This is a genomic window from Amycolatopsis sp. NBC_00348 (genome assembly GCF_036114655.1).
Lineage (GTDB): Bacteria > Actinomycetota > Actinomycetes > Mycobacteriales > Pseudonocardiaceae > Amycolatopsis.
Genome location: NZ_CP107994.1, coordinates 544,898 through 568,952, shown reverse-complemented (window position 1 = coordinate 568,952; position 24,055 = coordinate 544,898). Strand labels below are relative to the sequence as shown.

General features: G+C 71.1%; 22 protein-coding genes. 6 read left to right on the top strand and 16 right to left on the bottom strand.

Annotation, left to right across the window (positions count from 1 at the left end):
- Positions 1-535 precede the first annotated feature (535 nt).
- The 6 genes from pspM to rimO form a co-directional block, all read right to left on the bottom strand.
- Complete coding sequence (gene pspM, locus OHS58_RS02740; protein WP_328647022.1) at positions 536-1,543, bottom strand: phage shock envelope stress response protein PspM; 1,008 nt, start codon at positions 1,541-1,543, stop codon at positions 536-538.
- 32 nt (positions 1,544-1,575) lie between these two features.
- Positions 1,576-2,421, bottom strand: a complete 846-nt coding sequence (locus OHS58_RS02735) for a PspA/IM30 family protein (protein ID WP_326943035.1) — start codon at positions 2,419-2,421, stop codon at positions 1,576-1,578.
- A 246-nt stretch (positions 2,422-2,667) separates the two neighbouring features.
- Complete coding sequence (locus tag OHS58_RS02730; protein WP_247054625.1) at positions 2,668-3,135, bottom strand: helix-turn-helix domain-containing protein; 468 nt, start codon at positions 3,133-3,135, stop codon at positions 2,668-2,670.
- 98 nt (positions 3,136-3,233) lie between these two features.
- Positions 3,234-3,809 (bottom strand): CinA family protein, encoded by a 576-nt coding sequence (locus OHS58_RS48660; RefSeq protein ID WP_442875512.1) that lies wholly within the window; start codon positions 3,807-3,809, stop codon positions 3,234-3,236.
- Positions 3,810-3,811: 2 nt separating this feature from the next.
- Positions 3,812-4,462, bottom strand: coding sequence for a CDP-diacylglycerol--glycerol-3-phosphate 3-phosphatidyltransferase (gene pgsA / locus OHS58_RS02720; RefSeq protein ID WP_328647021.1), 651 nt, complete (start codon positions 4,460-4,462; stop codon positions 3,812-3,814).
- Positions 4,459-5,895 (bottom strand): 30S ribosomal protein S12 methylthiotransferase RimO, encoded by a 1,437-nt coding sequence (gene rimO / locus OHS58_RS02715; protein ID WP_247054629.1) that lies wholly within the window; start codon positions 5,893-5,895, stop codon positions 4,459-4,461. The genes pgsA and rimO overlap by 4 nt, the downstream gene beginning before the upstream one ends.
- A gap of 87 nt (positions 5,896-5,982) precedes the next feature.
- Here rimO and OHS58_RS02710 point away from each other — a divergent pair, with 87 nt between their 5' ends.
- The 3 genes from OHS58_RS02710 to OHS58_RS02700 all read left to right on the top strand — a co-directional run bounded on the left by OHS58_RS02710 (position 5,983) and on the right by OHS58_RS02700 (position 7,718).
- Positions 5,983-6,501, top strand: coding sequence for an amino-acid N-acetyltransferase (locus tag OHS58_RS02710; RefSeq protein ID WP_371827714.1), 519 nt, complete (start codon positions 5,983-5,985; stop codon positions 6,499-6,501).
- A gap of 105 nt (positions 6,502-6,606) precedes the next feature.
- Positions 6,607-7,041 (top strand): phospholipase, encoded by a 435-nt coding sequence (locus OHS58_RS02705; RefSeq protein ID WP_326943039.1) that lies wholly within the window; start codon positions 6,607-6,609, stop codon positions 7,039-7,041.
- A gap of 59 nt (positions 7,042-7,100) precedes the next feature.
- Positions 7,101-7,718, top strand: a complete 618-nt coding sequence (locus OHS58_RS02700) for a nitroreductase family protein (RefSeq protein ID WP_328647020.1) — start codon at positions 7,101-7,103, stop codon at positions 7,716-7,718.
- Here OHS58_RS02700 and OHS58_RS02695 read toward each other — a convergent pair.
- From OHS58_RS02695 to OHS58_RS02680, 4 genes are all read right to left on the bottom strand, one after another.
- Positions 7,711-8,148, bottom strand: coding sequence for a hypothetical protein (locus tag OHS58_RS02695; RefSeq protein ID WP_328647019.1), 438 nt, complete (start codon positions 8,146-8,148; stop codon positions 7,711-7,713). The two genes, OHS58_RS02700 and OHS58_RS02695, sit on opposite strands and share 8 nt — an antisense overlap.
- 42 nt (positions 8,149-8,190) lie before the next feature.
- Positions 8,191-8,754, bottom strand: coding sequence for an RloB family protein (locus OHS58_RS02690; RefSeq protein ID WP_328647018.1), 564 nt, complete (start codon positions 8,752-8,754; stop codon positions 8,191-8,193).
- Positions 8,751-9,974: an AAA family ATPase gene (locus tag OHS58_RS02685; RefSeq protein WP_328647017.1), complete on the bottom strand. Its 1,224-nt coding sequence runs from the start codon at positions 9,972-9,974 to the stop codon at positions 8,751-8,753. The genes OHS58_RS02690 and OHS58_RS02685 overlap by 4 nt, the downstream gene beginning before the upstream one ends.
- A gap of 81 nt (positions 9,975-10,055) precedes the next feature.
- A complete protein-coding gene (locus tag OHS58_RS02680; protein ID WP_326943042.1) occupies positions 10,056-12,572 on the bottom strand; it encodes an FtsK/SpoIIIE family DNA translocase in 2,517 nt (838 codons plus the stop codon).
- Positions 12,573-13,493: 921 nt separating this feature from the next.
- Between OHS58_RS02680 and OHS58_RS02675 the strand changes: the two genes are divergently transcribed.
- The 3 genes from OHS58_RS02675 to OHS58_RS02665 all read left to right on the top strand — a co-directional run bounded on the left by OHS58_RS02675 (position 13,494) and on the right by OHS58_RS02665 (position 15,993).
- Positions 13,494-14,300 carry a lysophospholipid acyltransferase family protein gene (locus OHS58_RS02675; protein WP_328647016.1) on the top strand — a complete coding sequence of 269 codons (807 nt, stop codon included), beginning with the start codon at positions 13,494-13,496 and terminating at the stop codon, positions 14,298-14,300.
- Between the two features lie 80 nt (positions 14,301-14,380).
- Positions 14,381-14,995 carry an NAD(P)H:quinone oxidoreductase gene (wrbA, locus tag OHS58_RS02670; protein WP_328647015.1) on the top strand — a complete coding sequence of 205 codons (615 nt, stop codon included), beginning with the start codon at positions 14,381-14,383 and terminating at the stop codon, positions 14,993-14,995.
- Between the two features lie 50 nt (positions 14,996-15,045).
- Positions 15,046-15,993 (top strand): EamA family transporter, encoded by a 948-nt coding sequence (locus OHS58_RS02665; protein WP_326951838.1) that lies wholly within the window; start codon positions 15,046-15,048, stop codon positions 15,991-15,993.
- Between the two features lie 19 nt (positions 15,994-16,012).
- On the opposite strand, the gene OHS58_RS02660 is transcribed toward OHS58_RS02665, so the two are convergent.
- The 6 genes from OHS58_RS02660 to OHS58_RS02635 form a co-directional block, all read right to left on the bottom strand.
- Positions 16,013-17,668, bottom strand: a complete 1,656-nt coding sequence (locus OHS58_RS02660) for a VWA domain-containing protein (RefSeq protein ID WP_328647014.1) — start codon at positions 17,666-17,668, stop codon at positions 16,013-16,015.
- A 145-nt stretch (positions 17,669-17,813) separates the two neighbouring features.
- Entirely contained in the window at positions 17,814-19,511 is a 1,698-nt protein-coding gene (locus tag OHS58_RS02655) for a ribonuclease J (RefSeq protein ID WP_326943047.1), read from the bottom strand.
- The gene (gene dapA, locus OHS58_RS02650) at positions 19,508-20,521 is read right to left on the bottom strand and encodes a 4-hydroxy-tetrahydrodipicolinate synthase (RefSeq protein ID WP_326959806.1); all 1,014 of its coding nucleotides are present in this window, start codon (positions 20,519-20,521) and stop codon (positions 19,508-19,510) included. The genes OHS58_RS02655 and dapA overlap by 4 nt, the downstream gene beginning before the upstream one ends.
- Before the next feature lie 102 nt (positions 20,522-20,623).
- The gene (locus OHS58_RS02645; protein ID WP_326943049.1) at positions 20,624-22,114 is read right to left on the bottom strand and encodes a serine/threonine-protein kinase; all 1,491 of its coding nucleotides are present in this window, start codon (positions 22,112-22,114) and stop codon (positions 20,624-20,626) included.
- 78 nt (positions 22,115-22,192) lie between these two features.
- Positions 22,193-22,633 carry a hypothetical protein gene (locus tag OHS58_RS02640; protein WP_326943050.1) on the bottom strand — a complete coding sequence of 147 codons (441 nt, stop codon included), beginning with the start codon at positions 22,631-22,633 and terminating at the stop codon, positions 22,193-22,195.
- A 27-nt stretch (positions 22,634-22,660) separates the two neighbouring features.
- The gene (locus OHS58_RS02635) at positions 22,661-23,902 is read right to left on the bottom strand and encodes an Nramp family divalent metal transporter (protein ID WP_326943051.1); all 1,242 of its coding nucleotides are present in this window, start codon (positions 23,900-23,902) and stop codon (positions 22,661-22,663) included.
- Positions 23,903-24,055 lie beyond the last annotated feature (153 nt).

The following is a 24,055-nucleotide window of genomic DNA, read 5'->3' as shown; positions in this document are numbered from 1 at the left end:
TTCCGTCGCTACCGGTTTCCGATTACGCGCGTGTTTCGGGACCAAGGGGTGAACAGGCGGCGACGCCGGGGTGAAACGCACGATCACGCACGCCGCGTGACCGGACGGGTCCGGAGCCGCATGACGGCACCCGGATGGCAGAGCGGGGCACCTGAACGGCTCAGCGCGGGCCGTTTTCGCGTGATCGGCGCGCCGTCACGTGTGACGGGAGGGTCAACACGCGTGATTGGACAGTCGACTCGCGTGTGTGGACGGTCGACACGCGACCTGGAGGGTCGACTCGCGCACCCAGACAGTCGACTCGCGTACCTGGAAGGTCGACTCGCGTGCTGGAACCCGGGTCTCGCGTGATTGGAGACGGGACTCGCGTGTTTAGGCCCGGAACTCGCGTGATTGGGGCCGGAACTTGCGAGTCACGGGCCTGATCACGCGAGTTCCGGGCTGGATCACGCGAGTCACGAGTGTGATCACGCGAGTTCCGGGCTTAGTCACGCTGGTTACGGGCCAGATCACGTGGGTTGCGGGGCTTGGGGTGTCAGGAGAGTTCGCGGAGGGCCATGGCCAGGCCGGCCAGGCGGTCCGTGGCGTCGGTGAGGGCCTGTTTGGACGTGATCAGGCCGTCGCCCGCGGCGGCGACGGTGTGGCCGGCCGCGGCGACCAGGCCGCCGTAGCCTTCGAGGCCGTCGTCGAGCTGCTCGCGGAGCTTGGCGACCGCCGCGTCCAGCGCCGCGCGCTCGCGGGCGGGAGCGGCGTTGCGGCCGCGTTCGATCGCCTGGATGCGGGCCGCCAGGCCGCGCAGGGCGGCGGCGGCTTCGTCGGCCGTCTGGCGGGCGTCCGCGACGGACACTTCGGACACCGGCATCGTGCCCACCGAGGACGGCACCGACAGCTGGCGCAGCAGCTCGAACAGCGACGCCTCGCCCTCGGCCAGCCGTTCCATCGGCTCGCGCGCCACCGACCCGGCGGGCGGCAGCGGGGGCGGACCGGCCGGGGTGGCCGGCAGCTGGACGCGGTTGAGGCCGCGGAGCTTGAGCCCGGACCGGACGCCGAAGGTGCCGAACACGACGGCACCGGCGAAGGCCATGATCGCCTGCGGCATCATCGCGGCGCCGGTGGCGCTGATCCAGCCCACGCCCGCGGCCACGGCGAGGACGCCGCACAGGATCGTCAGCAGGATCCACAGTGTGAGCGCGCGAGAGGTCCGCCGCTTGCGGCGTTCCAGCTTCGCGGCGGGGTCGTTCCACCGGTTCCACTTGGTCCGGGCCTCGGCGAAGGCCGGGACCTGGTTCGCCACGGACGCCAACGACGACAGGTCCGGCATCCGCGATCCGGACGTCCGCGGCCGCTGCAGCGGGTTCGGCCGCTGGTAGGACGGCCGGGCGGTCCCGGGCTTCCCGCCGGCCTGATCGGCCGGCGGGAAGTACCTCTGGACCTTCTGGAGCTTCTCCTGGGCGCGCTGGGCGTATTCGGGCAGCTTCTCGATGTGCTTGTCGAGCTTGGCGCCGAACTCGCTGAAGTCCCGGCCTCTGCCTTGCTGTCCCATGCCCGCCCCCTGGTTCGGCTCCGGCTCCGGCGTCAAGCCGGGTTCTTGCCCTGCTCCGCCTGCACGCGCGCCTGGATCTCACGCTGGATGTCGGCCGAGCTGGCGGCCGGCTTCTGGGCCGCCGCCGCGCCGCCGTCGGTCACCTGGGCGACCGAGTCGCCGCGCATCGACGCGCGGATCTGCTCGAGCCGCGACTGCCCGGCGAACTGCGTGGTGGAGGCCTGGACCTCCATCATGCGGCCCTGGACCGAGTTCTGAGCGAGTTCCGCTTGACCCAGCGCCGTGGTGTAGCGCTTCTCGATCTTGTCGCGGACCTCTTCCAGCGACGGCGTGTTGCCCGGCGCGGCCAGCTGGCTCATCTGGTTCAGCGAAGCGGAGACCTGCTCCTGCATCTTCGCCTGCTCCAGCTGCGAGAGCAGCTTGGTGCGCTCGGCCAGCTTCTGCTGCAGCATCTGCGAGTTGCGCTCCACGGCCTTCTTGGCCTGGGCCGCCGCCTGCAGCGACTGGTCGTGCAGCGTCTTGAGGTCCTCGATGTTCTGCTCGGCCGTGACGAGCTGCGTCGCGAAGCTCTCCGCGGCGGTCTCGAACTCGGTCGCCTTCTGCTCGTCACCCTTGCCCCGGGCCTCGTCCGCGAGGACGAGGGCCTGGCGGGTCGAGGCCTGCAGCTTCTCGACGTCGCTGAGCTGCCGGTTGAGCTTCATCTCCAGCTGACGCTGGTTGCCGATCACGGAGGCGGCCTGCTGCGTCAGCGCCTGGTGGTTGCGCTGCGCCTCCTCGATGGCCTGCTGGATCTGTACCTTCGGGTCGGCGTGCTCGTCGATCTTCGACGAGAACGCCGCCATCATGTACTTCCAGAACTTCACGAACGGGTTGGCCATCTCCTCCGCCTGCCTTCTTGCGTCCCACGGGCCTTGAGTACTCGGGGTGGTGGGGCGTCGCTCCCCTGCACATGCAACGCACCGACCCCGGCGTTGGGTTCCATCGTGTCAGGTCGGCCACGTCCATTCCAGGCGACCCCGGGGGATTTCAGGGTTCACCCCCTGATCACCCCGGTATCCCACGGGTATCCCACGCGAACGGCCCCGGGCGCGTTGCCCGGGGCCGTCGTCGTGTCCGATTCGTGACTATGCGGCGATCGTGGAGGCCAGCTTCGGCTGCCCGATCGTCGTGCGCAGGGTGGTGTTCATCCGCGGCGCCGGCGAAACCCGCAGGTCCGCGAGGTCGTTGCCGATCAGCTCGGACATCAGGCGGCCGCCTTCGATCCCGGCCGCCGAGGCCTTCGCACCGCGGTCGGGCACCTTCTCCCGGGGCGCGCCGTCCACGATCCGCTCGTCGACCGGCGCGACCTCGACGTTGTCGAGGGCCGAAACGTCCGCTGCCACGTGGTGCAGCAGTTCGCCCAGCGGAAGGTCCAGGGCCTGGCAGATGGACGCGAGCAGCTCGCTCGACGCCTCCTTCTGACCGCGTTCCACCTCGGAGAGGTAGCCGAGGCTGACCCTGGCGGCGCGGGAGATGTCGCGCAGCGTACGACGCTGGTTGGTGCGGGCATGACGGAGCCGATCACCGATCGCCTCACGCAACAGCACGGTCATCACGCGCCTCCCTTCCGTACAAGTACCCCCTACGTTACCCAGAGCGGCGCCCCGGGCGCAGGATTTGGGTGCCCGTACGCCAAGGGCGAACGCCCGATTCACGCCAGATGTTCCCCGAGCAGGGCAAACGCGGCGCGGACCGACGAGGTCCTGATCAAGTCCCGGTCACCGCTCAAGGCCAGGGTACGGACTGTGACAAACGAGGCTCCGCCTCGGTCCGGGGGCTCCGCCACCCGAGCCCCCGAAAGACCCGGTGTGACAAACGAGGCTCCGCCTCGGTCCGGGGGCTCCGCCACCCCAGCCTCCGAAACACGCGGTGGCCCGGCGAGCCCGATGTGCACGGTGCCCGGCGCGACGCCGTCCTGGGCGGCCGGGCCGGCCACGCCGGTGAGCCCGAGCCCCCAGGTGGCGCCGCAGCGCTCGCGGGCGCCCAAGGCCAGCTGCGCCGCGACCTCGGGGTACACCGCACCGTGCTCGGCGAGCAGCTCGGGGTCGACCCCGGCCAGCCGCGTCTTCAGTTCGGTGGCGTAGACGACCAGGCCGCCGCGCAGGACCGCGCTCGCCCCCGGCACCCGGGCCAGGGTGGCGCAGACCAGCCCGGCGGTCAGCGACTCCGCGGCCGCGACCGTCTCGCCCCGGGCCCGCAGCGCCGCGACCAGGGCCTTCTCGTCCACGCTCAGTTCCCGGTGACCCGGCGTCCGGCCGCGCGCAGGCGCACCGCCCGGACCAGGTAGTCGACGCCGGTGACCACGGTCAGCACCAGCGCCAGGCCCATCAGCGCCCAGCGCACCGGGTCGGCGCCGACCGGCAGCGGCAGCAGGTACGCCGTGATCGCGGCGATCTGGGCCATCGTCTTGGCCTTGCCACCGCGGCTGGCCGGGATCACGCCGTGGCGGATCACCCAGAAGCGCAGCAGCGTGACGCCGATCTCGCGGACGGCGATCACGATCGTGACCCACCAGCCGAGCATGCCGAGGATGCTCAGCCCGACCAGGGCGGCGCCGGTGAGCGCCTTGTCCGCGATCGGGTCGGCGATCTTGCCGAAGTCGGTGATGAGGCCGTACTTGCGGGCCACCCAGCCGTCGAGCTGGTCGGTCGCGGAGGCGACGGCGAACAGCCCGGTCGCGATCGCGCGCCAGGTGGTGTCGACGCCGTCGCCGGTGAACAGCGCCGCGATGAACAGCGGCACCAGGACCAGCCGGGAGAGCGTCAGGAGGTTCGCGAGGTTCAGGGTCGGGACCGGGGTCGCCTCCGGGACCTGCGCCGTCGTCTCCGCGGCCGGCGGGACCAGGCCCTCGTCCGCGGCGTCGCTCGGGAGCGCACTCACCGGTCGGCGTCCGGTGCCGCGCGCACGATCAGGTCGACACCCGCCGAGTCGACTACCTCGCACCGGAGGAAATCACCCACCTGGGTCTTCTCCGGGGCGTCGAGGATGACGCACTCGCCGTCGACCTCGGGGGCCTGGTGCGCGGCGCGGCCGGTCAGCTCGCCGTCGTCGTCCAGCTCGACCAGGACGTCGACGAAGGTGCCGATCCGGTCCTCCGCGCGCTGCGAGGTCAGCTCCTCGACCAGCGCCGAGATCCGCGTGACGCGCTCGGTGACCACCTGGGGGTCGAGCTTGCCCTCGAAGCCCTCGGCCTCGGTGCCGTCCTCGTCGGAGTAGCCGAAGACGCCGACCGCGTCGAGCCGGGCGCCGGTGAGGAAGCGCTCCAGCTCGGCCAGGTCGTGCTCGGTCTCGCCGGGGAACCCGACGATCACGTTGGTGCGGATGCCCGCCTCGGGCGCGTACTCGCGGATCTGCTCGGTCAGCGCGAGGAAGGAGTCGGTCGAGCCGAACCGGCGCATCCGGCGCAGCACCTGCTCGCTGGAGTGCTGGAACGACAGGTCGAAGTACTCGGCGACACCCGGCGTGGTCGCGATGGCCTTCACCAGCTGCGGGCGCGTCTCGGCCGGCTGCAGGTAGGAGACGCGGACGCGCTCGATGCCGTCGATCTCCGCCAGCCGCGGCAGCAGCCGCTCCAGCGCGGTGGCGCCGTCGCGGCCGAAGTCCTTGCCGTAGGACGTCGAGTTCTCGCTGACCAGGAACAGTTCCTTGACGCCGTGCTCGGCCAGCCACATGGCTTCGGCGACGATCTCGTCCGGCTGGCGGGACACGAAGGAGCCGCGGAACGACGGGATGGCGCAGAACGAGCAGCGCCGGTCGCAGCCGGAGGCGATCTTCAGCGCGGCCACCGGGGAGTCGTCGAGGCGCGTGCGCAGCACCCGCGGGCCCCAGCCGTGCTGGGCGTGGCCCGGGACCTCGACGTTCTCGGCCGCGGCGGGGCGCTGGACCGGGCTGATCGGCAGCAGCTTGCGGCGGTCGCCCGGCGTGTGCGAGGCGACCTTGCGGCCGGCGACGACGTCGTCCAGGCGGTCGGAAAGGTCGGCGTAGTGGTCGAAGCCGAGGACGGCGTCCGCCTCGGGCAGGCTGTCGGCCAGCTCGTGGCCGTAGCGCTCGGCCATGCAGCCGACGGCGACGACCTTCTTGCCCGTGTCCGAGGCCGCCAGCAGCGTGTCGACGGAGTCCTTCTTGGCCGACTCGACGAAGCCGCAGGTGTTGACCACCACGACGTCGGAGTCCTCCGGATCGGCCGCCAGCTCCCAGCCGCCGGCCGCCAGCCGGCCCGCCAGCTCCTCCGAGTCGACCTCGTTGCGGGCGCAGCCCAGGGTCAGCAGGGAGACGCGTCGGGTGGCGGCAGGTTCCGTGGTGGGAGAAGGCACGACGTTCAGGGTAGCCGCCGGTCCTCGCCGGTCCGACGACGGCGTAGCCCGGTCGTGTCATCCCGCCTCCAGGGCCGTGTGGTTGAGTTGACGCTCGTGCCGTCCGACTCGCCCCGCCCGACCGTCCGCCGTGCCCGGATCGCCGACATCCGCAAGATCAAGGCCCTGGTCGACGCGGACGCGGGCCGCGTGCTGCTGGAGAAGGACCTGGTCACCCTCTACGAGGCCGTCCAGGAGTTCTGGATCGCCGAAGCGGCGGGCGAGGTCCTCGGCGCGGCCGCCCTCCACGTCCTCTGGGAGGACATCGCCGAGCTGCGCACCGTGGTGGTCGACAAGGCCGCCCGCGGCCAGGGTGTCGGGCGGCTGCTGGTCGCCCGCCTCGTCGACGAGGCCCGTGAGCTCGGGCTCCGGCGGCTGTTCGTGCTGACCTTCGAGACCGGCTTCTTCGCCGGCCACGGTTTCGTGGAGATCGACGGCACCCCGGTGTCGCACGAGGTCTACGAGGAGATGCGGCGCTCGCACGACACCGGCGTCGCCGAGTTCCTCGACCTGCCGTATGTCAAGCCCAACACCCTGGGCAATTCACGCATGTTGCTCCAGCTCTGAGGGAAATTCACCGAACATCCTCCTTTCGGGCGGTGACGGCGGGACAAAGCGCACTCGAAGCTGGTCGGGCAAATCGTCCACTTGATCAGCAAGGGAACGCACACGATGCGCACGACACTCCGGAACCTGGGGGCCACCATGACGGTGGCCGTGACTGTCGGCTTGGGGGCCCTGCTGGGCACCGGCACCGCCGCGGCCGTCGACATCCCGACGGTCACCGACCAGTACCTCTTCCACACCTCGCTGTCCGGCTTCGAGTCCACCCGGGCGCAGAAGCCCTACAACGGCCAGCTCGACTGGTCGTCCGACGGCTGCTCGTGGTCGCCGGACACCCCGTTCGGCTTCCAGTTCCTGCCGGGCTGCCACCGGCACGACTTCGGGTACCGCAACTACAAGAAGCAGGGCCGGTTCACCTCGGCGAACCGCCTGAAGATCGACGACAACCTCTACAGCGACCTGAAGAGCGTCTGCGGGTCGAACGTGGTGTGCAAGGGCGCGGCCTGGACGTACTACCAGGCCGTCCGCAAGTTCGGCGGCTGAGCCGGTGGTCTGACCGCCTTCCTGGCCCGGACTGTCGCGGTCCGGGCCAGGATGGGGGCATGGAGATCGATCACCTGCTCAGCACCACCCGCGCCGTCCGCCGCAAGCTCGACCTCGATCGCCCGGTCGAGGCGGCGGTCCTCGAGGAGTGCCTGAACCTCGCGCTGCAGGCACCGACCCCGGGCAACGCCCAGGCGTGGCGCTGGCTCGTGGTGCGCGACCAGCGGGTGAAGGACCGGCTCGGCGGGCTGTTCCGCGAGGTCGGCGCGGCCTACCTGGCGGACCGCGAGGCGGGCGACGCCGCCACCCGGCGGGGCCTGGCGTCCGGGCAGCACCTGATCGACGTCATCGAGCGGGTGCCGGTGTTCGTCATCCCCTGCCTCAAGGGCCGCCCGAGCGGCGAGAACGCGACGGACGCGGCCTTCTACGGCGGCATCTTCCCGGCGGTCTGGAACTTCCAGCTGGCCCTGCGCTCCCGCGGCCTCGGCTCGACGCTCACGACGTACCACCTGTCCCGCGAGACGGCGGCCGCCGAGATCCTCGGCGTCCCGGCCGGCTTCACCCAGGTCGGCCTGCTGCCGGTGGCGTACACGACGGTCCCGGACTTCAAACCGGCCGCGCGCGTCCCGCTGGCCGAGGTCGCCTACCTGGACCACTGGGGCGCGCCGCTCAGCTGATCCGGACCGTCGCCTCACCGGCGTCCTGGCTCACCGACACCAGCTCGACGCGGCTCGCGGCGAAGCTCGTCGCCTGCGGGCCCGTGCGCGGGCCGGTGTGCAGCTCGGCCGTGGTGCTCTCGCCGCGGCCCGGCTCGCTCAGCAGGAAGGCCACCGAGGCCTCGCCCTGCCAGAAGCACTGCATGCCGGGGCGGCACCGGGAGTCCGAGACCAGGCGGGTGTACCGCACGGTCAGGTCCCGCCCCTGCACGGCGGCCTCCTGGCCGAGCCGCAGGGTGACGTCCCGGCCGAGCGCGGTCCCGACGGTCGAGGGAGCCGACGCCGCCGGCGTGGACGCGGGTGCGGCCTGCCCGGAGGCGACCGAACTCCCGGCGCTCACCGCGACGACGGCGAAAGCGAACAGTCCGGCTGCGAATCGCTGTGTGTCCACGTGCTCAGGACGGAACGGGCCCGGCCGCGGGTTGCACCGGCGCTAGCTCATCTCGTCGACGAGCCGGCCCACCTGGGTGGACGGGTTGCGGGCGTGTCCGGCGTCAGGGTGCCGAGCTCGCTCGACCGCCTTGTCGACGCCATGGGCGAAGTCATCGAATCGCAGTGCCGACTTGTGGTAACCGGGAACGTGCCGCCGCAGCCTCTTCTCGACGTCGCTGTAACAGGTCAGCGGAGCTGCGCATGCCTCGAAGTGGAGCAACAGCCAGTATTCGAAGCAGGGGTTCGAGATGGCCAGGTTCACCTGAAGGCGCCGAGCGGTGGCCGCTGTCCGGTCCAGGTCGAACTCATCCACGTCGACTACGCACCAGACGGCGTCGTACGTACCTTGAGCGCGGCGCCGAAGCTCCGCTCCGTACTTCACGACCGTTTCAGGATCCGCCGGCTTGGCTTTGATCTTGATCGTGACGGCCGGATTTCGCCGAGCCCGCTTGAGTCCGTCGAAATACGCCGGTTCGGTCGCCTTCGCACCACAAACGACCAGGAGGGACGAGCGTTGCTCACGGAACGCCGGACGGCGTCGCCCGGTGTTTTCGCGCCGGCTCATCGGTCCTGCACAGCCTCGGAGAAGTCCCCCAGGACGGGCACCGCCCCGTAGCTGCCCGCTAGGTAACGCCGTTCGGTGTTCTGGTCTTTCCGCGGCTTGAAGTCCGTAAGGGGGTAGAGGTCGCTTTTGCCTTCGGCGTCCCGGTCGACGAACCAGATCTGGTCCCGTTCGAGCACCTGCTCGCCGAGCATGGTGCCGAGCAGGCTGGTGTCATGCGTGGTGAAGATCAGCTGAGCACCCTTGGCGTTGATCTCACTGTCCTGGAAGAGACCGACCAGCTTCGCGGTCAGCAACGGGTGGAGGCTGGCGTCGATTTCATCGACCAAGAGGAGCCGCCCGGCGTCCAGCGTGCTCAATACCAAAGGCAGGAGGCCGACCCAGTTGCGCGTTCCCGACGACTCGTCGTCGAAGTCGAACGGCTCACGACCGGCCCCGTGAAGGAGTTTGACCTCCAGGCCGAAACTCTCGCCGGCCAGCCGGCGACTGTGCGAGTCCTGCCGCTCCTTCACGATCATGTCCACGATCCCGACATCGGCAACTCCGAGCAGGGAGACCATCCGCTGCCGATGCTCGGGGTTGCGTCGCAGGTAATCACCGACTACGTACTGACTGTAATCCGGATCGGGTTGTCGGCCACCGACACCACTCGCCAGGACGCCGGTCGAGAACCACCGGTACGCGGGCATCAGGGCACCGAGTTCGAGGCGGTCGCACACGCTCAGGAGCAGCGCGGTCGGACGGATCAGTTCTTCGAGGAGTTCCAGCTTCTGCCTGAGATCAGCCATGGTGCTGCCGAATTTGATCGTGGCCCGATCACGCTCGAAGATGACCCGCTTGCGCTTCTCCGGGTACGAGTACAGCCACTCTTCGAGGATCTCGTGCTCCTGCAGAATGAAGCCGTAGGTGTACGGAACACCTTCCGCGATCAGCTCGAAGACGAACGTCGAAGGCCGCCGCTCCATGCCCGGATCGAGCCGGAACGGGTCTTGCACGGCCACGATGTCGTGCCGACCGGCTTCGTTCGACACGTGGACGTTCATCACCGCCCGCTTCACGAAGGTGATCCCTTTGAACAAGTTGGACTTGCCCGAGGCATTCGCGCCGTAGATGGCGGCTACCGGCACCGCCGGACGCTCGTCACCGGGCGCGGCGGGCATGAGCAGGAGCTCTCGCTCGTCGCGGAACGAGCGGTGGTTGCCCAAACGGAAGCTCCGCAACATCCCGACCGCCTCCTTCGTGGTGCTTCGAGCCGTTCTGTACCAGTAAACCGTACAGAACGGCTCGAAGCATCAACCAGGGGCTTACTCGTCGTCCGGGTCGGCCGGGACCGGGTCGCCGCCGCGGATCATGAACAGGACCGACTCCAGCTCCTCCGGCTTGATCAGCACGTCGCGGGCCTTCGAGCCCTCCGACGGGCCGACCACGCCGCGGCTCTCCAGCAGGTCCATCAGCCGGCCGGCCTTGGCGAACCCGACCCGCAGCTTGCGCTGCAGCATCGACGTCGAGCCGAACTGCGAGGTGACGATCAGCTCGGTCGCCTGGATCAGCACGTCGAGGTCGTCGCCGATGTCGGCGTCGATCTCCTTCTTCTCGCCGGCCTTCTGCGCGGTGACGCCGTCCTGGTAGTCCGGCTGCGCCTGCTCCTTGGCGTAGTTGACGACCGCGGAGATCTCTTCGTCCCCGACGAACGCGCCCTGGATGCGGACCGGCTTGCCGGCGCCCATCGGCAGGTAGAGCGCGTCGCCCATGCCGATCAGCTTCTCCGCGCCCGGCTGGTCGAGGATGACCCGCGAGTCCGTCAGCGACGACGTCGCGAACGCGAGCCGCGACGGCACGTTGGTCTTGATCAGGCCGGTGACGACGTCGACCGACGGCCGCTGCGTGGCCAGGACCAGGTGGATCCCGGCGGCGCGCGCCTTCTGCGTGATCCGGACGATGGCGTCCTCGACGTCACGCGGGGCGGTCATCATCAGGTCGGCGAGCTCGTCGACGATCGCCATGATGTACGGGTACGGCCGGTACTCGCGCTCGGACCCGGGCGGCGCCGTGATCTCGCCGGACTTCACCTTCTTGTTGTAGTCGTCGATGTGGCGGACCTTGTTGACCTGCATGTCCTGGTAGCGCTGCTCCATCTCCTCCACCAGCCAGGCCAGCGCGGCGGCGGCCTTCTTCGGCTGGGTGATGATGGGCGTGATCAGGTGCGGGATGCCCTCGTACGGCGTCAGCTCGACCATCTTCGGGTCGATCAGGATCATCCGGCACTCGTCGGGCGTCGCCCGCGCGAGCAGCGAGACGAGCATCGAGTTGACGAAGCTCGACTTACCGGAACCGGTGGAACCGGCGACCAGCAGGTGAGGCATCTTCGTGAGGTTCGCGGTGACGAAGTGGCCCTCGATGTCCTTGCCGAGGCCGATCACCATCGGGTGGTTGTCCTTGACGGTGGTCGGCGCGCGCAGGACGTCACCCAGGCGGACCATCTCGCGGTCGGAGTTCGGCACCTCGATGCCGACCGCGGACTTGCCGGGGATCGGCGCCAGCAGCCGGACGTTGTCCGTGGCCACGGCGTAGGCGATGTTCTTGGTCAGCGCGGTGATCTTCTCGACCTTGACGCCCGGGCCGAGCTCGACCTCGTACCGGGTGACCGTCGGGCCGCGGGTGAAGCCGGTGACCTGCGCGTCGATGCTGAACTGCTCCAGGACGCCGGTGATCGCCTCGATCATGGCGTCGTTGGCCTTGCTGCGGGACTTCGGCGCGTCGCCGAGCTTCAGCAGGTCCGGCGGCGGCAGCTTGTAGTCGCCCTCCACCGTCCGGGTGACCGCCATCGCGGGCTCGGGGGCCTTCTTCGGCTTCTTTTCGGGCACCTCCGCCGCCGGCGGTTTGGGCAGCGCCTTCGGCGGCTTGATCGGCGTCGGCATCTCGGCGAGGGCGGCCTCGATGTCGAGCTGCTCGGGGTTCGCGTCGGCGGCCTGCCGGCGGCGGGACGGCTTGCGCAGCCGCGCGGCCTTCGGATCGGCCTCGGTGACGTCGTCTTCGTCGGTCGCGAAGATGGAGCCCTCGTCGCCCTCGGCGAGGTCTTCTTCGTCGAGACCCCAGTTGCGCAGGCGGTGCGGGATCTCGCGCACGGGCGTGCCGGTGAACACGAGGATGCCGAAGACGAGGGCGAGGATCAGCAGCGGCACGGCGACCCAGGTGGTGACGCCCATGGTCAGCAGCCCGCCGGAGAAGGCGCCGACGATACCGCCGGCGTACATCCGGCCGTCGTTGGTGCCCGGGAGCGCGGTGAAGATGTGCAGCATCCCGAGCACGGACAGCACGACCATGATGGTCCCGACGACCATCCGCGGCCGCGTCTCCGGATGCGGTTCGGACCGCATCAGGGCGACGGCGATGACCACGAGCACCAGCGGCAGTGTCACGGCCCCGGCGCCCAGCACGGTCCGAGTCGCGATCTCCACACCCGCACCGATCGGCCCGGCGGCCCGCCACCAGACCCCGACGGCGGCGATGATGGCGAGCGCGATCAGCCCGAGCGCGAGCCCGTCACGACGGTGCTCGGCCTCGAGTTCCCGGGTGCGCCCGACGGTGCGGGCCAGCGTCCCGATGCCCCGGGCCAGCAGGTTCCAGGTCCCCCGGACACCCTTGCCGAAGACACCGGGAGTCTTCCGCCGAGGAGCCGGCTTGCGAGCGGCCGGCTTCCGGGAGGTCCGGGTGCTCCGGGTGGCGCCGGAACTCGGCTTCGCCGGAGTACGGGGCTTGCGCGCCGCTGCTCCCTTCGCGCCGCTTCCCGTACTTCGCTTCCTCGTCGCCGACCCAGCCATGCTCCAACGGTAACCGCCGACGCCGTTTCGTCACATGCGCCACTCTCAGCGCATCGTGAACTTCTGCCTCACGGCGGGCGCGGTGGGGCCATTCGGGTGAGTGGGATGGGGTTGGTGGCGGTGTTGTCGGGCCGGTGGGGCGGGGTTTCCGGGTTGGGTGCGCGCGAGCGGCCCTTTCGCGCCGGGTCTCCGGGATTGGGGCGGCGCGAACGGCCCTTTCGTGCGGGGGTGTCTGGGGTTGGGCGCGCGAACGGCTCCTTTCGCGCCCGGTTTCCGAGGTTGGACGGCGCGAACGGCCCTTTCGTGCCCAACATCCGCCGGGCTGCGGCGCTGCGAACGGCCCTTTCGCACCCTTGACCAGGGGTGGCAGCGGCGCGAACGGGCCGGTCGCGACGACACCCGCTGCCCAACCGTCACGAACGGACCGTTCGTGACCAGTTGGGCGCGAACGGTCCGCTCGCAACACGCGCCCCGCGTCACGAATGGACCGTTGGTGACACAGGTCAGGGCCTCGGCGGCGCGAACGGACCGCTCGTGTCGCACTTCAGCAGGCCGAGGCAGCACGAAAGGGCCATTCGCGCCGCTCGCCTCCGGCCTCAACCGGTGTGAAAGGGCCGTTCGTGCCGCACGCACCTCCCCGACCTGCGCGAACGGACCATTCGCGCATCCACCTGGCCGACTGAGTCGCGAAAGGGCCGTTCGCGGCGCACAACCCGCGAGCGCAACCGTACGAACGGCCCGTTCGCGCCCGAACCGTCGCCAACGGACCCTTCGCCCCCACCCGACCGGCCGACCCGACCGGCCGGCCGGCCGGTCGGTCGGTCGGTCGGTCGATCCCGGTCAAGAACGTCACCGACGGCCCGTTCGTGACGCAGCCGAGCAGCCATCCGGGTGAAATCCGGCGTCTGCCATGCTCTGCGCATGTTCGCGCTGCGCACCGACGACTCGTCCCGCCGTGCCCCGGCCATCTGGCGGACCATGCTGAACATCGACCGCGGGCTGGTGAACCTCGTCGGGCGGCTGACCGTGTCCGGCCGGGTTCCGGCGCAGCTTCGGGGGCGGCCGTTGCTGATGGCCGCCAACCACATCGGTGTGTTCGATGCCTTCGTCCTGATGGCCGCGTGCAAGCGGATCGGGATCAACCCGCGTTTCATGCTGGCCGGCGGCATCCTGGACGCGCCCGTCATCGGGCCGGCGCTGCGGGTCAGCGGGCACCTGCGCGTGGACCGCAAGCACGCCGGCACCGCCGTCGGGCAGTTCGCCGAGGCCGTCGAGGCGATGAAGACCACCCGTGAGCCGATCATCGTCTACCCCGAAGGCCGGATCAGCCACGACCCGGGCCTGTGGCCGGAGCGCGGCAAGACCGGTGCCGCCCGCTTGGCGCTGGCCGCGGGCGTCCCCGTGATCCCGATCAGCCAGTGGGGCGCGCACGAGGCCGTCTACTGGGGCACCGAGACCGTCAACGGCCCGGCCGACCTGCTCCCGCTGGCCCGCTCCGGGCTCAGCGCGCCGCTGCGCCGGCCGAAGTTCCGGGTGCACTTCGGCGACCCCGTCGACCTGGCGGACGTCGAGCCGGAACGCCCCGGCGCCGGCGTGCGGGCGCACGCGAAGATCATGCAGGCGATCACCGACGGCCTGATCCCGCTGCGCACCGGCGAGCTCGACCGGCCGCGCTTCCACGACCCGACGCGGCCGACCGACACCGTCAGCCCGTGGAAGCCCCGGTAGCCGCGGTAGGCCCCAGTAGCACCGCCAGCCGCCGTCCGGATTCTGGGACACGTGACCATCAGCCCCTAGAGTCGGCGGACGTGAGCACACGGATACTCGTCGTCTACTACAGCGCGACCGGGAACACCGCCGCCCTCGCCGAGTCCCTCGCCTCGGGGGCCAAGGAGACCGGGGCCGAGGTGCGGGTGCGGACCGTGCCGGAGACGGTGCCGCCGGCCGCGATCGCCACCAACCCCCGCTGGCAGACCTGGGTCGACTCCGGCCCGCACCACGACCTCGCCACGCTCGACGACCTCCTGTGGGCCGACGGCCTCGCAGTGGGCAGCCCGACCCGCTTCGGCGGCCCGGCCGCCCAGCTCAAGTCCTATTTGGACAGCACGGGTGGCCTGTGGGCGCAGGGAAAGCTCGCGGACAAGGTCGCGACGTCGTTCACCACGGCGTCGACCGCGCACGGCGGCCTCGAGTCGACGCTGCTGGCGATCAACAACGTCTTCTACCACTGGGGCGCGATCGTCGTGCCGCTCGGCTACACCGACCCGCACCTGAAGGAGTCCGGCAACCCGTACGGCGGCTCGTTCGTCTCGCGCAAGTCGGCCGCGCCGGACGACCTCGCGCTCGGCGCGCTGCGCCTCCAGGGGCGGCGGCTGGCCACGATCACGACGCATGTCGCGACCGGCCTCAAGCAGCCGGAGTAACCGGGAAAACTCTTTTGGTGGTGACGCCCGCGGCCCCTAGAGTCGCGAGGGTGACCACCGAACTGCCCGTCGTCGCGCCGCCGCGGGTCACCTCCCGCGCCCGCGGGACCACGCTCGTCCTGCTCGCCGCGCTGTTCTTCAGCACGTCGGGCACGCTGGGCAAGTCGGCGATGTCCGCCGGCGTCACCCCGGAACAGGTCGCCGCGGCGCGGATCACGCTCGCCGGGGTCGTGCTGCTCGCCGGCGTGGCGCTGTTCGCGCCGCGGAAGCTGAAGGTGCGCCGGGAGCACCTCCCGGTGCTGCTCGGGTACGGCCTGCTCGGCGTGGCCGGTGTGCAGCTGCTGTACTTCGTCGCCGCCGGCCGGATCCCGGTCGGCATCGCGATCCTGCTGGAGTTCGTCTCGCCGGTGCTCATCGCGCTGTGGGTCCGGTTCGTGCGGCGCCACCGGCTGCCGCGGGCCGTCTGGGGCGGCATCGCCCTCGCGATGGCCGGGCTCGCGATGGTCGCGCAGGTCTGGCAGGGCGTGACGCTGGACGTCACCGGCCTGCTCGCCGGCGTCGGCGCGGCCCTCTGCTCGGCCGGGTACTTCCTGCTCGGCGAGCGCGCGGTGGCCGACATCGACCCGCTGGGCCTGGTCACCTGGGGCATGGTGCTCGGCGCGGTCGCGGTGTGCGTCGTCGCGCCGCCGTGGACGTGGCCGGTGCGCCTGCTCGACGTCGACGTCGAGTTCGGGGCCTGGCACCCGCCCGTGTGGCTGCTGCTGACCCTGCTGGTCCTGGTGGCGACGGTGCTCGCCTACGTCTTCGGCATCTCGTCGCTGCGGCACCTGCCGGCGTCGGTGGCGAGCGTGCTCGGGCTGGTCGAACCGGTGATCACGACGGTCGCGGCGTGGCTGCTGCTGGGCGAGGAGCTCGCCTGGCCGCAGCTGCTCGGCGCGGCGATCCTGCTGGCCGGCGCCTACGTCGTGCAACGCAACTCGGAGATCCTCACGGCCTGACAGTGTCCACTGTGGAGGGTCAGCCGCCGCCGGCTATGCGGCTCAAGGCTCCGAAGAACACTTCCGTGATCTTCGTCGGGTCGGTGGCCACGAACGCGCTGCCGCCCGTGGCTTTCGTGATGTCGTCCAGCTCCGTCTTGTCCGCGTCCGGGCCGACGCCGACGCCGATCAGCGGGATCGGGCGTCTCGCGTCCTGCAGTTTTCCCAGCTCCGTCAGCAGGTCCGCGCGGTTGATGCCCTTCGGGTCCTCGTTGCGGCCGTCCGTCACGACGATCACCAGGTTCAGCCGGCCGGGCTCCCACTCGCGACGCGCGGTGCGGTAGGTCTCCAGCACGCTGTCGTAGAGGCCCGTCCCGCCGTCGGCGGTGGCCTTCAGCTGGTTCAGCTTGTCGAGCGCGCCGCTGGCCAGGTGCTGGGCGACCGGCGCCATCGGGAGGATCTCGCGGTAGTCCTTGTCGCCGTCCAAGCGGGTCGAGAACTCCAGCATCCGCAGCTGGGTCGTCGGCTTGAACAGGTGCAATGCCTTCGCCGTGGCCTCGGTGGTCAGCTGCATCCGGTTCAGGCCGGTGCCCGGCACCTGCGCGTTCATCGAACCGGAGACGTCGAGCAGCACCTGCACCCGCGCGCTCAGGTTGATGCCGGCCCACTGGTTGAGCAGGTAGTCGACGTCAACGGCGTCCGGCATGCCGAGCGTCCGGAAGCCCGTCGGTGACACGCGCGGGTCGTCCGCGTGCCCGCGGAGCGCCTGGCCGCCCGCGGCGCGCAGGCCCGTCTTCGCGATGGCGTCGCCGCCCGAGCCGTTGAGCATCGCCTCGCGCAGCTTGTCGACGATCGGGCGCTGCTCCGGCGTGATCCCGCCCAGCTCGGCGAACGGGTAGTCCAGCGTGGGCACCGCGGCCGAGTAGACGGCGACCAGCGGCGACGCCGCGTCCTCGACGTTGTGGCGCAGCAAGGAGTTCTCCGACACCGGGAACGCCGTCACCGAGCCCGTGCCGGCGCCGTCGCTCGACCCCGGCAGCCGCGCGATGAGGTCGTTCCCCTCGCCGAGCGTGTTCGTCGAGAACCGCCGCAGTTGTGCGACGTACGCCGCCGCGGCGTCGGGGTTCGACCGCACGGTGGCCCGGATCCCGAACAGGGCCGCCGCGCCGACGGCGTCACGCGCCGGGTCGGGCATGCCGGTGACGATCCCCGCCGCGTCCGGCGCGAGGACGTCGGCCCAGCTCAAGGTGCGCGACGGCCAGCCGAGGCCCTTCGCCGCCGCTTCCGCGACCGCCAGCACCACCGGCGAGCTGGCCACCGACGCGCCGGTCTCCGGGACGTCGGCGGCGCCGAGCTGGTGGGCGCGGCGCAGCGCGAGGGTGGAGTCGGGCACCCAGACCTGCGGTCGCGGGGTGCCGTCGGACATCGCGAGCCGTTCGGCGGCCAGCGTCGCCTCACGGGTCTGGACCTCGATGGAATCGCAGCCGAGGTCGAGGCCCTGGACGACCAGCGACAGCGCGGGCGCGATGTCCGGGGACGCGGTGACCAGGACCTTCGCCGGGTGCTCGCAGGCCGGCGCGGATCGCACCACCGAGACGGTCACCCAGGCCGCGGCACCGAGGACGACCACGAGCCCGGTCGCCAGGGCGGGCACGAGCAAGCGGCGTCGTCGCCCGTCCGGCGAATGACGTCCCATCGGCGCGGCCTCTCTTCCCGAGGCGGGTGAGACTCAAGGCTAGTCCGCAGTCCACTGGCCGCACGTGGTCCGGACGGGCTAAGAAACGCAGAACGCCTTCGCACTCCCGGAGGAGGCGAAGGCGTTCTGCGTACTTTCGAAGGGTCTAGACCGGGATGACCGTCGGGACGATCATCGGACGGCGGCGGTAGGTGTCGGCCACCCAGCGGCCGACCACGCGGCGGACCGCCTGGGCGATGCGGTGGGTGTCGGTGATGCCCTCGGCCTCCGTGCGCGCCAGCTCCATCTCCACCAGCGGCACGACGGCGGCGAGCGCCTTCGGGTCGTCGGAGAAGCCGCGGCCGGACACCGTCGGGGCGCTGACCGGGCGGCCGGTGGCGGATTCGATCGCGACGCTGATCGAGATGAACCCGCCTTCGCCCAGCACCAGCCGGTCGGACAGGGTCGACTCGCCGACGTCGCCGACCGAGAGGCCGTCGACGTAGACGTGCCCGACCTCGACCCGGCCGGTGCGGGAGGCCTTGCCGTCGACCAGGTCGACGACCACGCCGTCTTCGGCGATCACCACGTTGTCCGCCGCGACGCCGGTGCGGATCGCCAGCTCGGCGTTGGCCTTCAGGTGCTTCCACTCGCCGTGGACCGGCATCACGTTGCTCGGCCGGACCGCGTTGTACAGGTACAGCAGCTCGCCCGCCGACGCGTGGCCGGAGACGTGCACCTTGGCGTTGCCCTGGTGCACGACGTTCGCGCCGAGCCGGGTCAGGCCGTTGACCACGCCGAACACCGCGGTCTCGTTGCCCGGGATCATCGAGCTGGCCAGCACGACGGTGTCACCCGCGCGGATCGAGATCTGCCGGTGCTCGCCGCGCGCCATCCGCGACAGCGCCGAGAGCGGCTCGCCCTGGGACCCGGTGGAGACGAACAGGACCTTGCTCTCCGGCAGGCCGCTCGCCTGGTCGAGGTCGACCAGCAGGCCGTCCGGCACGTTGAGCAGGCCCAGGTCGGCGGCGATGCCCATGTTGCGGACCATCGACCGGCCGACGAACGCGATCCGGCGGCCGTGCCGCTGCGCGGCGTCGAGCACCTGCTGGACGCGGTGCACGTGGCTGGCGAAGCAGGCCACGATGACCCGCTGGCCGACGCGGCGGACGACGTCGTCGAGGACCGGGCCGATGTCGCGCTCGGGCATCACGAACCCGGGGACCTCGGCGTTGGTCGAGTCGACGCAGAACAGGTCGACGCCCTCGTCGCCGAGCCGCGAGAAGCCGGCCAGGTCGGTGAGGCGCCCGTCGAGCGGGAGCTGGTCGAGCTTGATGTCACCGGTGTGCAGGACGACACCCGCCGGGGTGCGGATGGCGACGGCCAGCGCGTCCGGGATCGAGTGGTTCACCGCGAAGAACTCGAGGTTGAACACGCCGACGTCGCGGCGCTCCCCCTCGCGGACCTCGATCAGCTTCGGCCGCTGCCGGTGCTCCTTGGCCTTGGCCGCGAGCAGGGCGTTGGTGAACCTCGAGCCGTAGATCGGCAGGTCCGGCCGCAGGCGCAGGAGGAACGGGACGGCACCGATGTGGTCCTCGTGCCCGTGGGTGAGCACCAGTCCTTCGATGTCGTCGAGGCGGTCCTCGATCGCGCGGAAGTCGGGCAGGATCAGGTCGACGCCGGGCTGGTCGTCTTCGGGGAAGAGCACCCCGCAGTCGACGATGAGCAGCCGGCCGGCGAACTCGAAGACGGTCATGTTGCGCCCGACCTCGCCGATACCGCCCAGCGCGACAACGCGCAGGGCCCCGGCGGGCAGTTCGGGCGGGGCGTTGGTGGGGCCTGGACCTGGGGGAAGTGAGCTCACCGAGGCAGGGTCCCAACGCTGGTGTGCGAGGTCGGCGCCACGTAGGCGGCCCTCGAGTCTGCTTGTGCCACCCGCTCACCATGCCAGTCCTGGGCCGCCGTGTCGCCCAGCGGCACGCCGCCCTGGGCCAGATCGGCGGCGATCAGGGCGGTTTGCTCGGCGGTGGCGGCCACGATCGGGAGCCGCGGCTCGCCGATGTCGAAGCCCCGCAGCTTCAGCGCGGCCTTGCTGAACGCGACCCCGCCGACCCGCGACATCGCGCGCAGCACCGGCAGCATGCCGCGGTGGTTGGTGCGCGCGGTGGACGTGTCGCCGTTCTCGTAGGCGTCGATCATCGCGCGGATCCGGCCCGCGACGACGTGACCGATCACACTCACCACGCCGGTGCCGCCGACGGAGATCCAGGGCAGGTTCAGCCCGTCGTCGCCCGAGTAGTAGGCGAGGTGGGTGTTGGCGATGACCTCGGAGCCGGCGATCAGGTCGCCCTTGGCGTCCTTGACCGCGACGATCCGCGAGTGCTCGGCCAGCCGCAGCAGCGTGTCGACCTCGATCGGGACGACCGAGCGCGGCGGGATGTCGTAGAGCATCACCGGCAGGCCGGTGCTGTCGGCGACGGTGGTGAAGTGCGCGTACAGCCCGGCTTGGCTGGGGCGTGAGTAGTACGGGGTGACGACCAGCAGCCCGTGCGCGCCCGCCGCTTCGGCCAGCTTGGCCTGCTCGATGCTGTGCGCGGTGTTGTTGGTGCCCGCGCCGGCCACGACGGTCGCGCGGTCGCCGACGGCCTCGACCACGGCGCGGACGAGTTCCTGCTTCTCCGCGTCGGTCGTGGTCGGGCTCTCGCCGGTGGTGCCGTTGATGACGAGGCCGTCGTTGCCCAGCTCCACGAGGTGCTCGGCCAGCTCCTGCGCCCGCTTCAGGTCCAGCGCGCCGTCGGCGTCGAAGGGGGTGGCCATCGCGGTGAGCACGCGCCCGAACGGCCGTCCGGGCGCGGCGGTTGGTGGGTTGGACATGCTGAGACGGTACCTCCTCCCCCCGACGAAAACCGCGCCGACCTGGTCGGGTGCGGGAAAGTGCGGAGGATTTCCGGGGTCCGGCCGTTCGTCCCGGAACTTCTACTTGACCTTGGTCACGATCGGCGCGGTGATCGGGCCGCCGTCGGCCTTGGTGAGGACGCAGTAGAAGTCGCGGCTGGGTTCCTCGCCCTTCACCGGCGTGCCCGTCCACTCGGCCGCGGTGGGCACGAGCGCGCGGTAGGTGAGGCCGGTGCGCTTGGCCTCCGGCACGATCGAGGAGCGGAACGCCGTCGCGCAGGCGGCTTCGGCGCTCGCCTTCACCGCGTCCAGGCCGGGGTAGGCGGCCACCGCGACGTCCTCGGTGTTCCAGTTCTCGACCGACAGCAGGCCGCCGATCTCGTAGACCTCCAGCGAGTGGCTCTTGTCGCACTCGGACTTGTTGTCGTCCTCGCTGATGATCGCGCCGTCCTGCACCGGGGCGTTGAAGCACCGGTAGTAGCTGCCGATGGCCGCGCGGATCTGGCCACCGATGCCGTAGGTCATCGTCGGCTGCTTCTGCGCGTCGACCGCGGGCTTCTCGAAGGCCTTGCCGGCGAAGAACCCGCCGACCAGGGCGGCCACCACGAGCACCGCGGCGAGCGCGATCCACAGCCCGCGCAGGTTCTTCTTCGGCGGCTGCGGCGCCATCCGGGTCGGCGGGCCGCCCTGCAGCATCGCCGTGCCGCCCGGCGGGGTCGGCCGCGCGCCCTGGGCCGTGGCCAGCAGGTTCTGGGCCTGGGCCGTGGTCAGCCGGGCCTCCGGCTTGGCGACCAGCAGCCCGAGGATCACCGCGGCGATCGGGCCGTGGCCGCGGGTCAGGTACGGGATCTCGGTCATGATCGCGTGCAGCGTCGCCGCCGTGGTCGCCCGCTCGAACGGCATCGTGCCCTCGACGGCGTAGAACAGCGTCGCGCCGAGCGACCACAGGTCGGACTCGGGCATGGCTTCCCGGCCTTCGACGCGCTCCGGCGCCATGAACGCGGGCGAGCCGACGATCATCCCGCTGGTGGTCAGGCGCGGGTCGTCGATGGCGTGGGCGATGCCGAAGTCCGTCAGCTTCACCCGGCCGTCCGGCGCGACCAGGATGTTCGCCGGCTTGACGTCGCGGTGCACGATCCCGGCCTTGTGCGCGGCCTGCAGCGCGGTGAGCACGCGCTCCCCCAGCTGCGCGGCCTGCGCCGCGTGCATCGGGCCGCGCTGGCGCACGAGGTCGGCCAGCGACGGCGCCTCGACGAGCTCCATCACGATGAACGTGGTGCCGCCGTCGGTGACGACGTCGTAGACCGTGACGATCGACGGGTCGTTGAGCCGGCCGCCGGTGCGCACCTCGCGCAGCGCGCGCTCGGAGAAGACGGCGGCGGACTCGGCGTCGGGCAGCCGCAGCTCCTTGACCGCCACCTGGCGGCCGATCACCTGGTCCTGGGCCCGCCACACGACGCCCATGCCGCCCCGCCCGAGCTCGCCGAGCAGGACGTAACGGCCCGCGACAACCCGCTGACCAGGCGTGGCGGGCGCCCGCGGCGGGTACGGACGGGTCTGTTCGTCGGTCACGGTGCTCCTTCAGGCGGCGGTCGCGCAGATGCTAGTCGGACCGCCGCGGAGCGCCTCGGGTTCCGCGCAATTCGTGACTCAGCGAGCCGGGGCGTACCTTTCGCCGTGGTACGGGATCCAGCGGTAGCCCGGGGCGAAGTCGCTGAAGTCGGACCGCCGACCGGTCGCGAACCAGATGTCCTCGCTGACCACGAGACCGGGCACGAGCGTCAGGTCCTGGGCCATGAGCTGGTCGTAGCTGCGGAGTTCGTCGGTCTTCGGACCGGCGAGGGCGTAGCGGTAGACCGGCGGCGCGGTCCGGAGCTGCCAGTAGAGCCGGCGCCCGGCCGCGGTGACGGCCGTCGCGTCCTCGTCGGACTCGACGCCGCGCTCGCCCACCCCCTCGGGTGCCACTCCGCACCACCAGCCGCCGTTGGCGGTGAAGATGCGCGAAGGCCAGCCCTCGAAGTGGCGCGCGAGATCCCGGGCGTGGGTCTCACGCCCCCCGCATTCGGCGTTGAGGGCGAAGATCCAGGCCATGGTCGCGGCCTCCCTGCTCGTGGGGTGTCAGCCGGTGAAGGTCAAGTAGATCAACACCAGGTTCAACGCGATGATGACCGCCGCGATCAGCGACGCCGCCACCGTTGTCAGGCGATGGTTGGCGTCCGCGCCCATCAGCTCGCGGTCGGCCGTCAGGCGGATCAGCGGTACCAGTGCGAACGGGATCCCGAACGACAGCACCACCTGCGAGACGACCAGCGCCGCGCTCGGGTCGGCACCGAGCGCGAGCACCACGATAGCCGGGGTGAGCGTGACCAGGCGGCGCAGGACCAGCGGAACCCGCTTGTGGAGCAGGCCCTGCATGATCATCGCACCCGCGTACGCCCCGACGGACGTCGACGCGAGGCCGGATGCGAGCAGGCCGATCGCGAACATCAGCGCGATGCCGGGGCCGAGGGCGTGGGCGACGGCGCCGTGCGCGCCCTCGATGCTGTCGACCCCCTCCTGGCCCTGCAGGTTCGTGGCCGCGAGCAGCAGCATGCCGAGGTTGACCGCGCCGGCCAGGAGCATCGCCAGGCCGACGTCGGCGCGGGTGGCGCGCAGCAGCCGGCGGCGGCTGCCGGCGTCCGCCCGGCCGTGGCGGTCGCGGACCAGGCCGGAGTGCAGGTAGACGGCGTGCGGCATGACCGTCGCGCCGAGCATCGCGGCGGCGATCAGCACGCTGCCGGAGCCCTCGAAGCGCGGGACCAGCCCGCCGAGCGTGCCCGACGCCGACGGCGGCTCGACGAACAGGCTGGCCAGGAAGCCGATCGCGATGACCAGCAGCAGGCCGGTGACGACGCGCTCGAACGTCCGCTGGCCGCCGCGGTCCTGCACGGCCAGCAGCGTCAGCGACACCGCGCCGGTGATCAGGCCGCCCACGACGAGCGGCAGGTCGAACAGCAGGTTGAGCGCGATGGCGCCGCCGACGACCTCGGCCAGGTCGGTGGCGATGGCGACGACCTCGGCCTGCAGCCAGTACCCGATCCGGGCCGGGCGGGACAGCCGGGCGCGCAGGGCCTCCGGCAGGGACATCCCGCTGACCAGGCCGAGCTTCGCGGACAGGTACTGGACGAGCACGGCCATCAGGTTCGCGACGACGATCACCCAGACCAGCAGGTAGCCGTAGCGGGCGCCGGCGCTGATGTTGGCCGCGACGTTCCCGGGGTCGACGTAGGCGATCGCCGCGACGAACGCCGGGCCGAGCAGGGCCGAGCCCGTGCGCAGGCGCGACACCAGTTTCGGCCGGGCGGCCTCGGTCACAGCCATGGCGCCTGCCTCTCGAACCGGATGTCGGGGACCCAAAACCGAAGTTTAGGCATGCCGAACTTTGCCTGACAAGGGTGATCGCTCCCACCTCGGTCACCCCCGGGTACCCCGAAAAGCCGTGAAGGCCTCCTTACCGGCCCTAAGAGCCGGTAA

Excerpts from the sequence above, each read along its gene's own strand:
- pspM (WP_328647022.1), bottom strand. The coding sequence starts at position 1,543 with ATGGGACAGCAAGGCAGAGGCCGGGACTTCAGCGAGTTCGGCGCCAAG.
- OHS58_RS02735 (WP_326943035.1), bottom strand. The coding sequence starts at position 2,421 with ATGGCCAACCCGTTCGTGAAGTTCTGGAAGTACATGATGGCGGCGTTC.
- OHS58_RS02730 (WP_247054625.1), bottom strand. The coding sequence starts at position 3,135 with ATGACCGTGCTGTTGCGTGAGGCGATCGGTGATCGGCTCCGTCATGCC.
- OHS58_RS02705 (WP_326943039.1), top strand. The coding sequence starts at position 6,607 with ATGCGCACGACACTCCGGAACCTGGGGGCCACCATGACGGTGGCCGTG.
- OHS58_RS02700 (WP_328647020.1), top strand. The coding sequence starts at position 7,101 with ATGGAGATCGATCACCTGCTCAGCACCACCCGCGCCGTCCGCCGCAAG.
- OHS58_RS02690 (WP_328647018.1), bottom strand. The coding sequence starts at position 8,754 with ATGAGCCGGCGCGAAAACACCGGGCGACGCCGTCCGGCGTTCCGTGAG.
- OHS58_RS02685 (WP_328647017.1), bottom strand. The coding sequence starts at position 9,974 with ATGTTGCGGAGCTTCCGTTTGGGCAACCACCGCTCGTTCCGCGACGAG.
- OHS58_RS02680 (WP_326943042.1), bottom strand. The coding sequence starts at position 12,572 with ATGGCTGGGTCGGCGACGAGGAAGCGAAGTACGGGAAGCGGCGCGAAG.
- OHS58_RS02675 (WP_328647016.1), top strand. The coding sequence starts at position 13,494 with ATGTTCGCGCTGCGCACCGACGACTCGTCCCGCCGTGCCCCGGCCATC.
- OHS58_RS02660 (WP_328647014.1), bottom strand. The coding sequence starts at position 17,668 with ATGGGACGTCATTCGCCGGACGGGCGACGACGCCGCTTGCTCGTGCCC.
- dapA (WP_326959806.1), bottom strand. The coding sequence starts at position 20,521 with ATGTCCAACCCACCAACCGCCGCGCCCGGACGGCCGTTCGGGCGCGTG.
- OHS58_RS02640 (WP_326943050.1), bottom strand. The coding sequence starts at position 22,633 with ATGGCCTGGATCTTCGCCCTCAACGCCGAATGCGGGGGGCGTGAGACC.
- OHS58_RS02635 (WP_326943051.1), bottom strand. The coding sequence starts at position 23,902 with ATGGCTGTGACCGAGGCCGCCCGGCCGAAACTGGTGTCGCGCCTGCGC.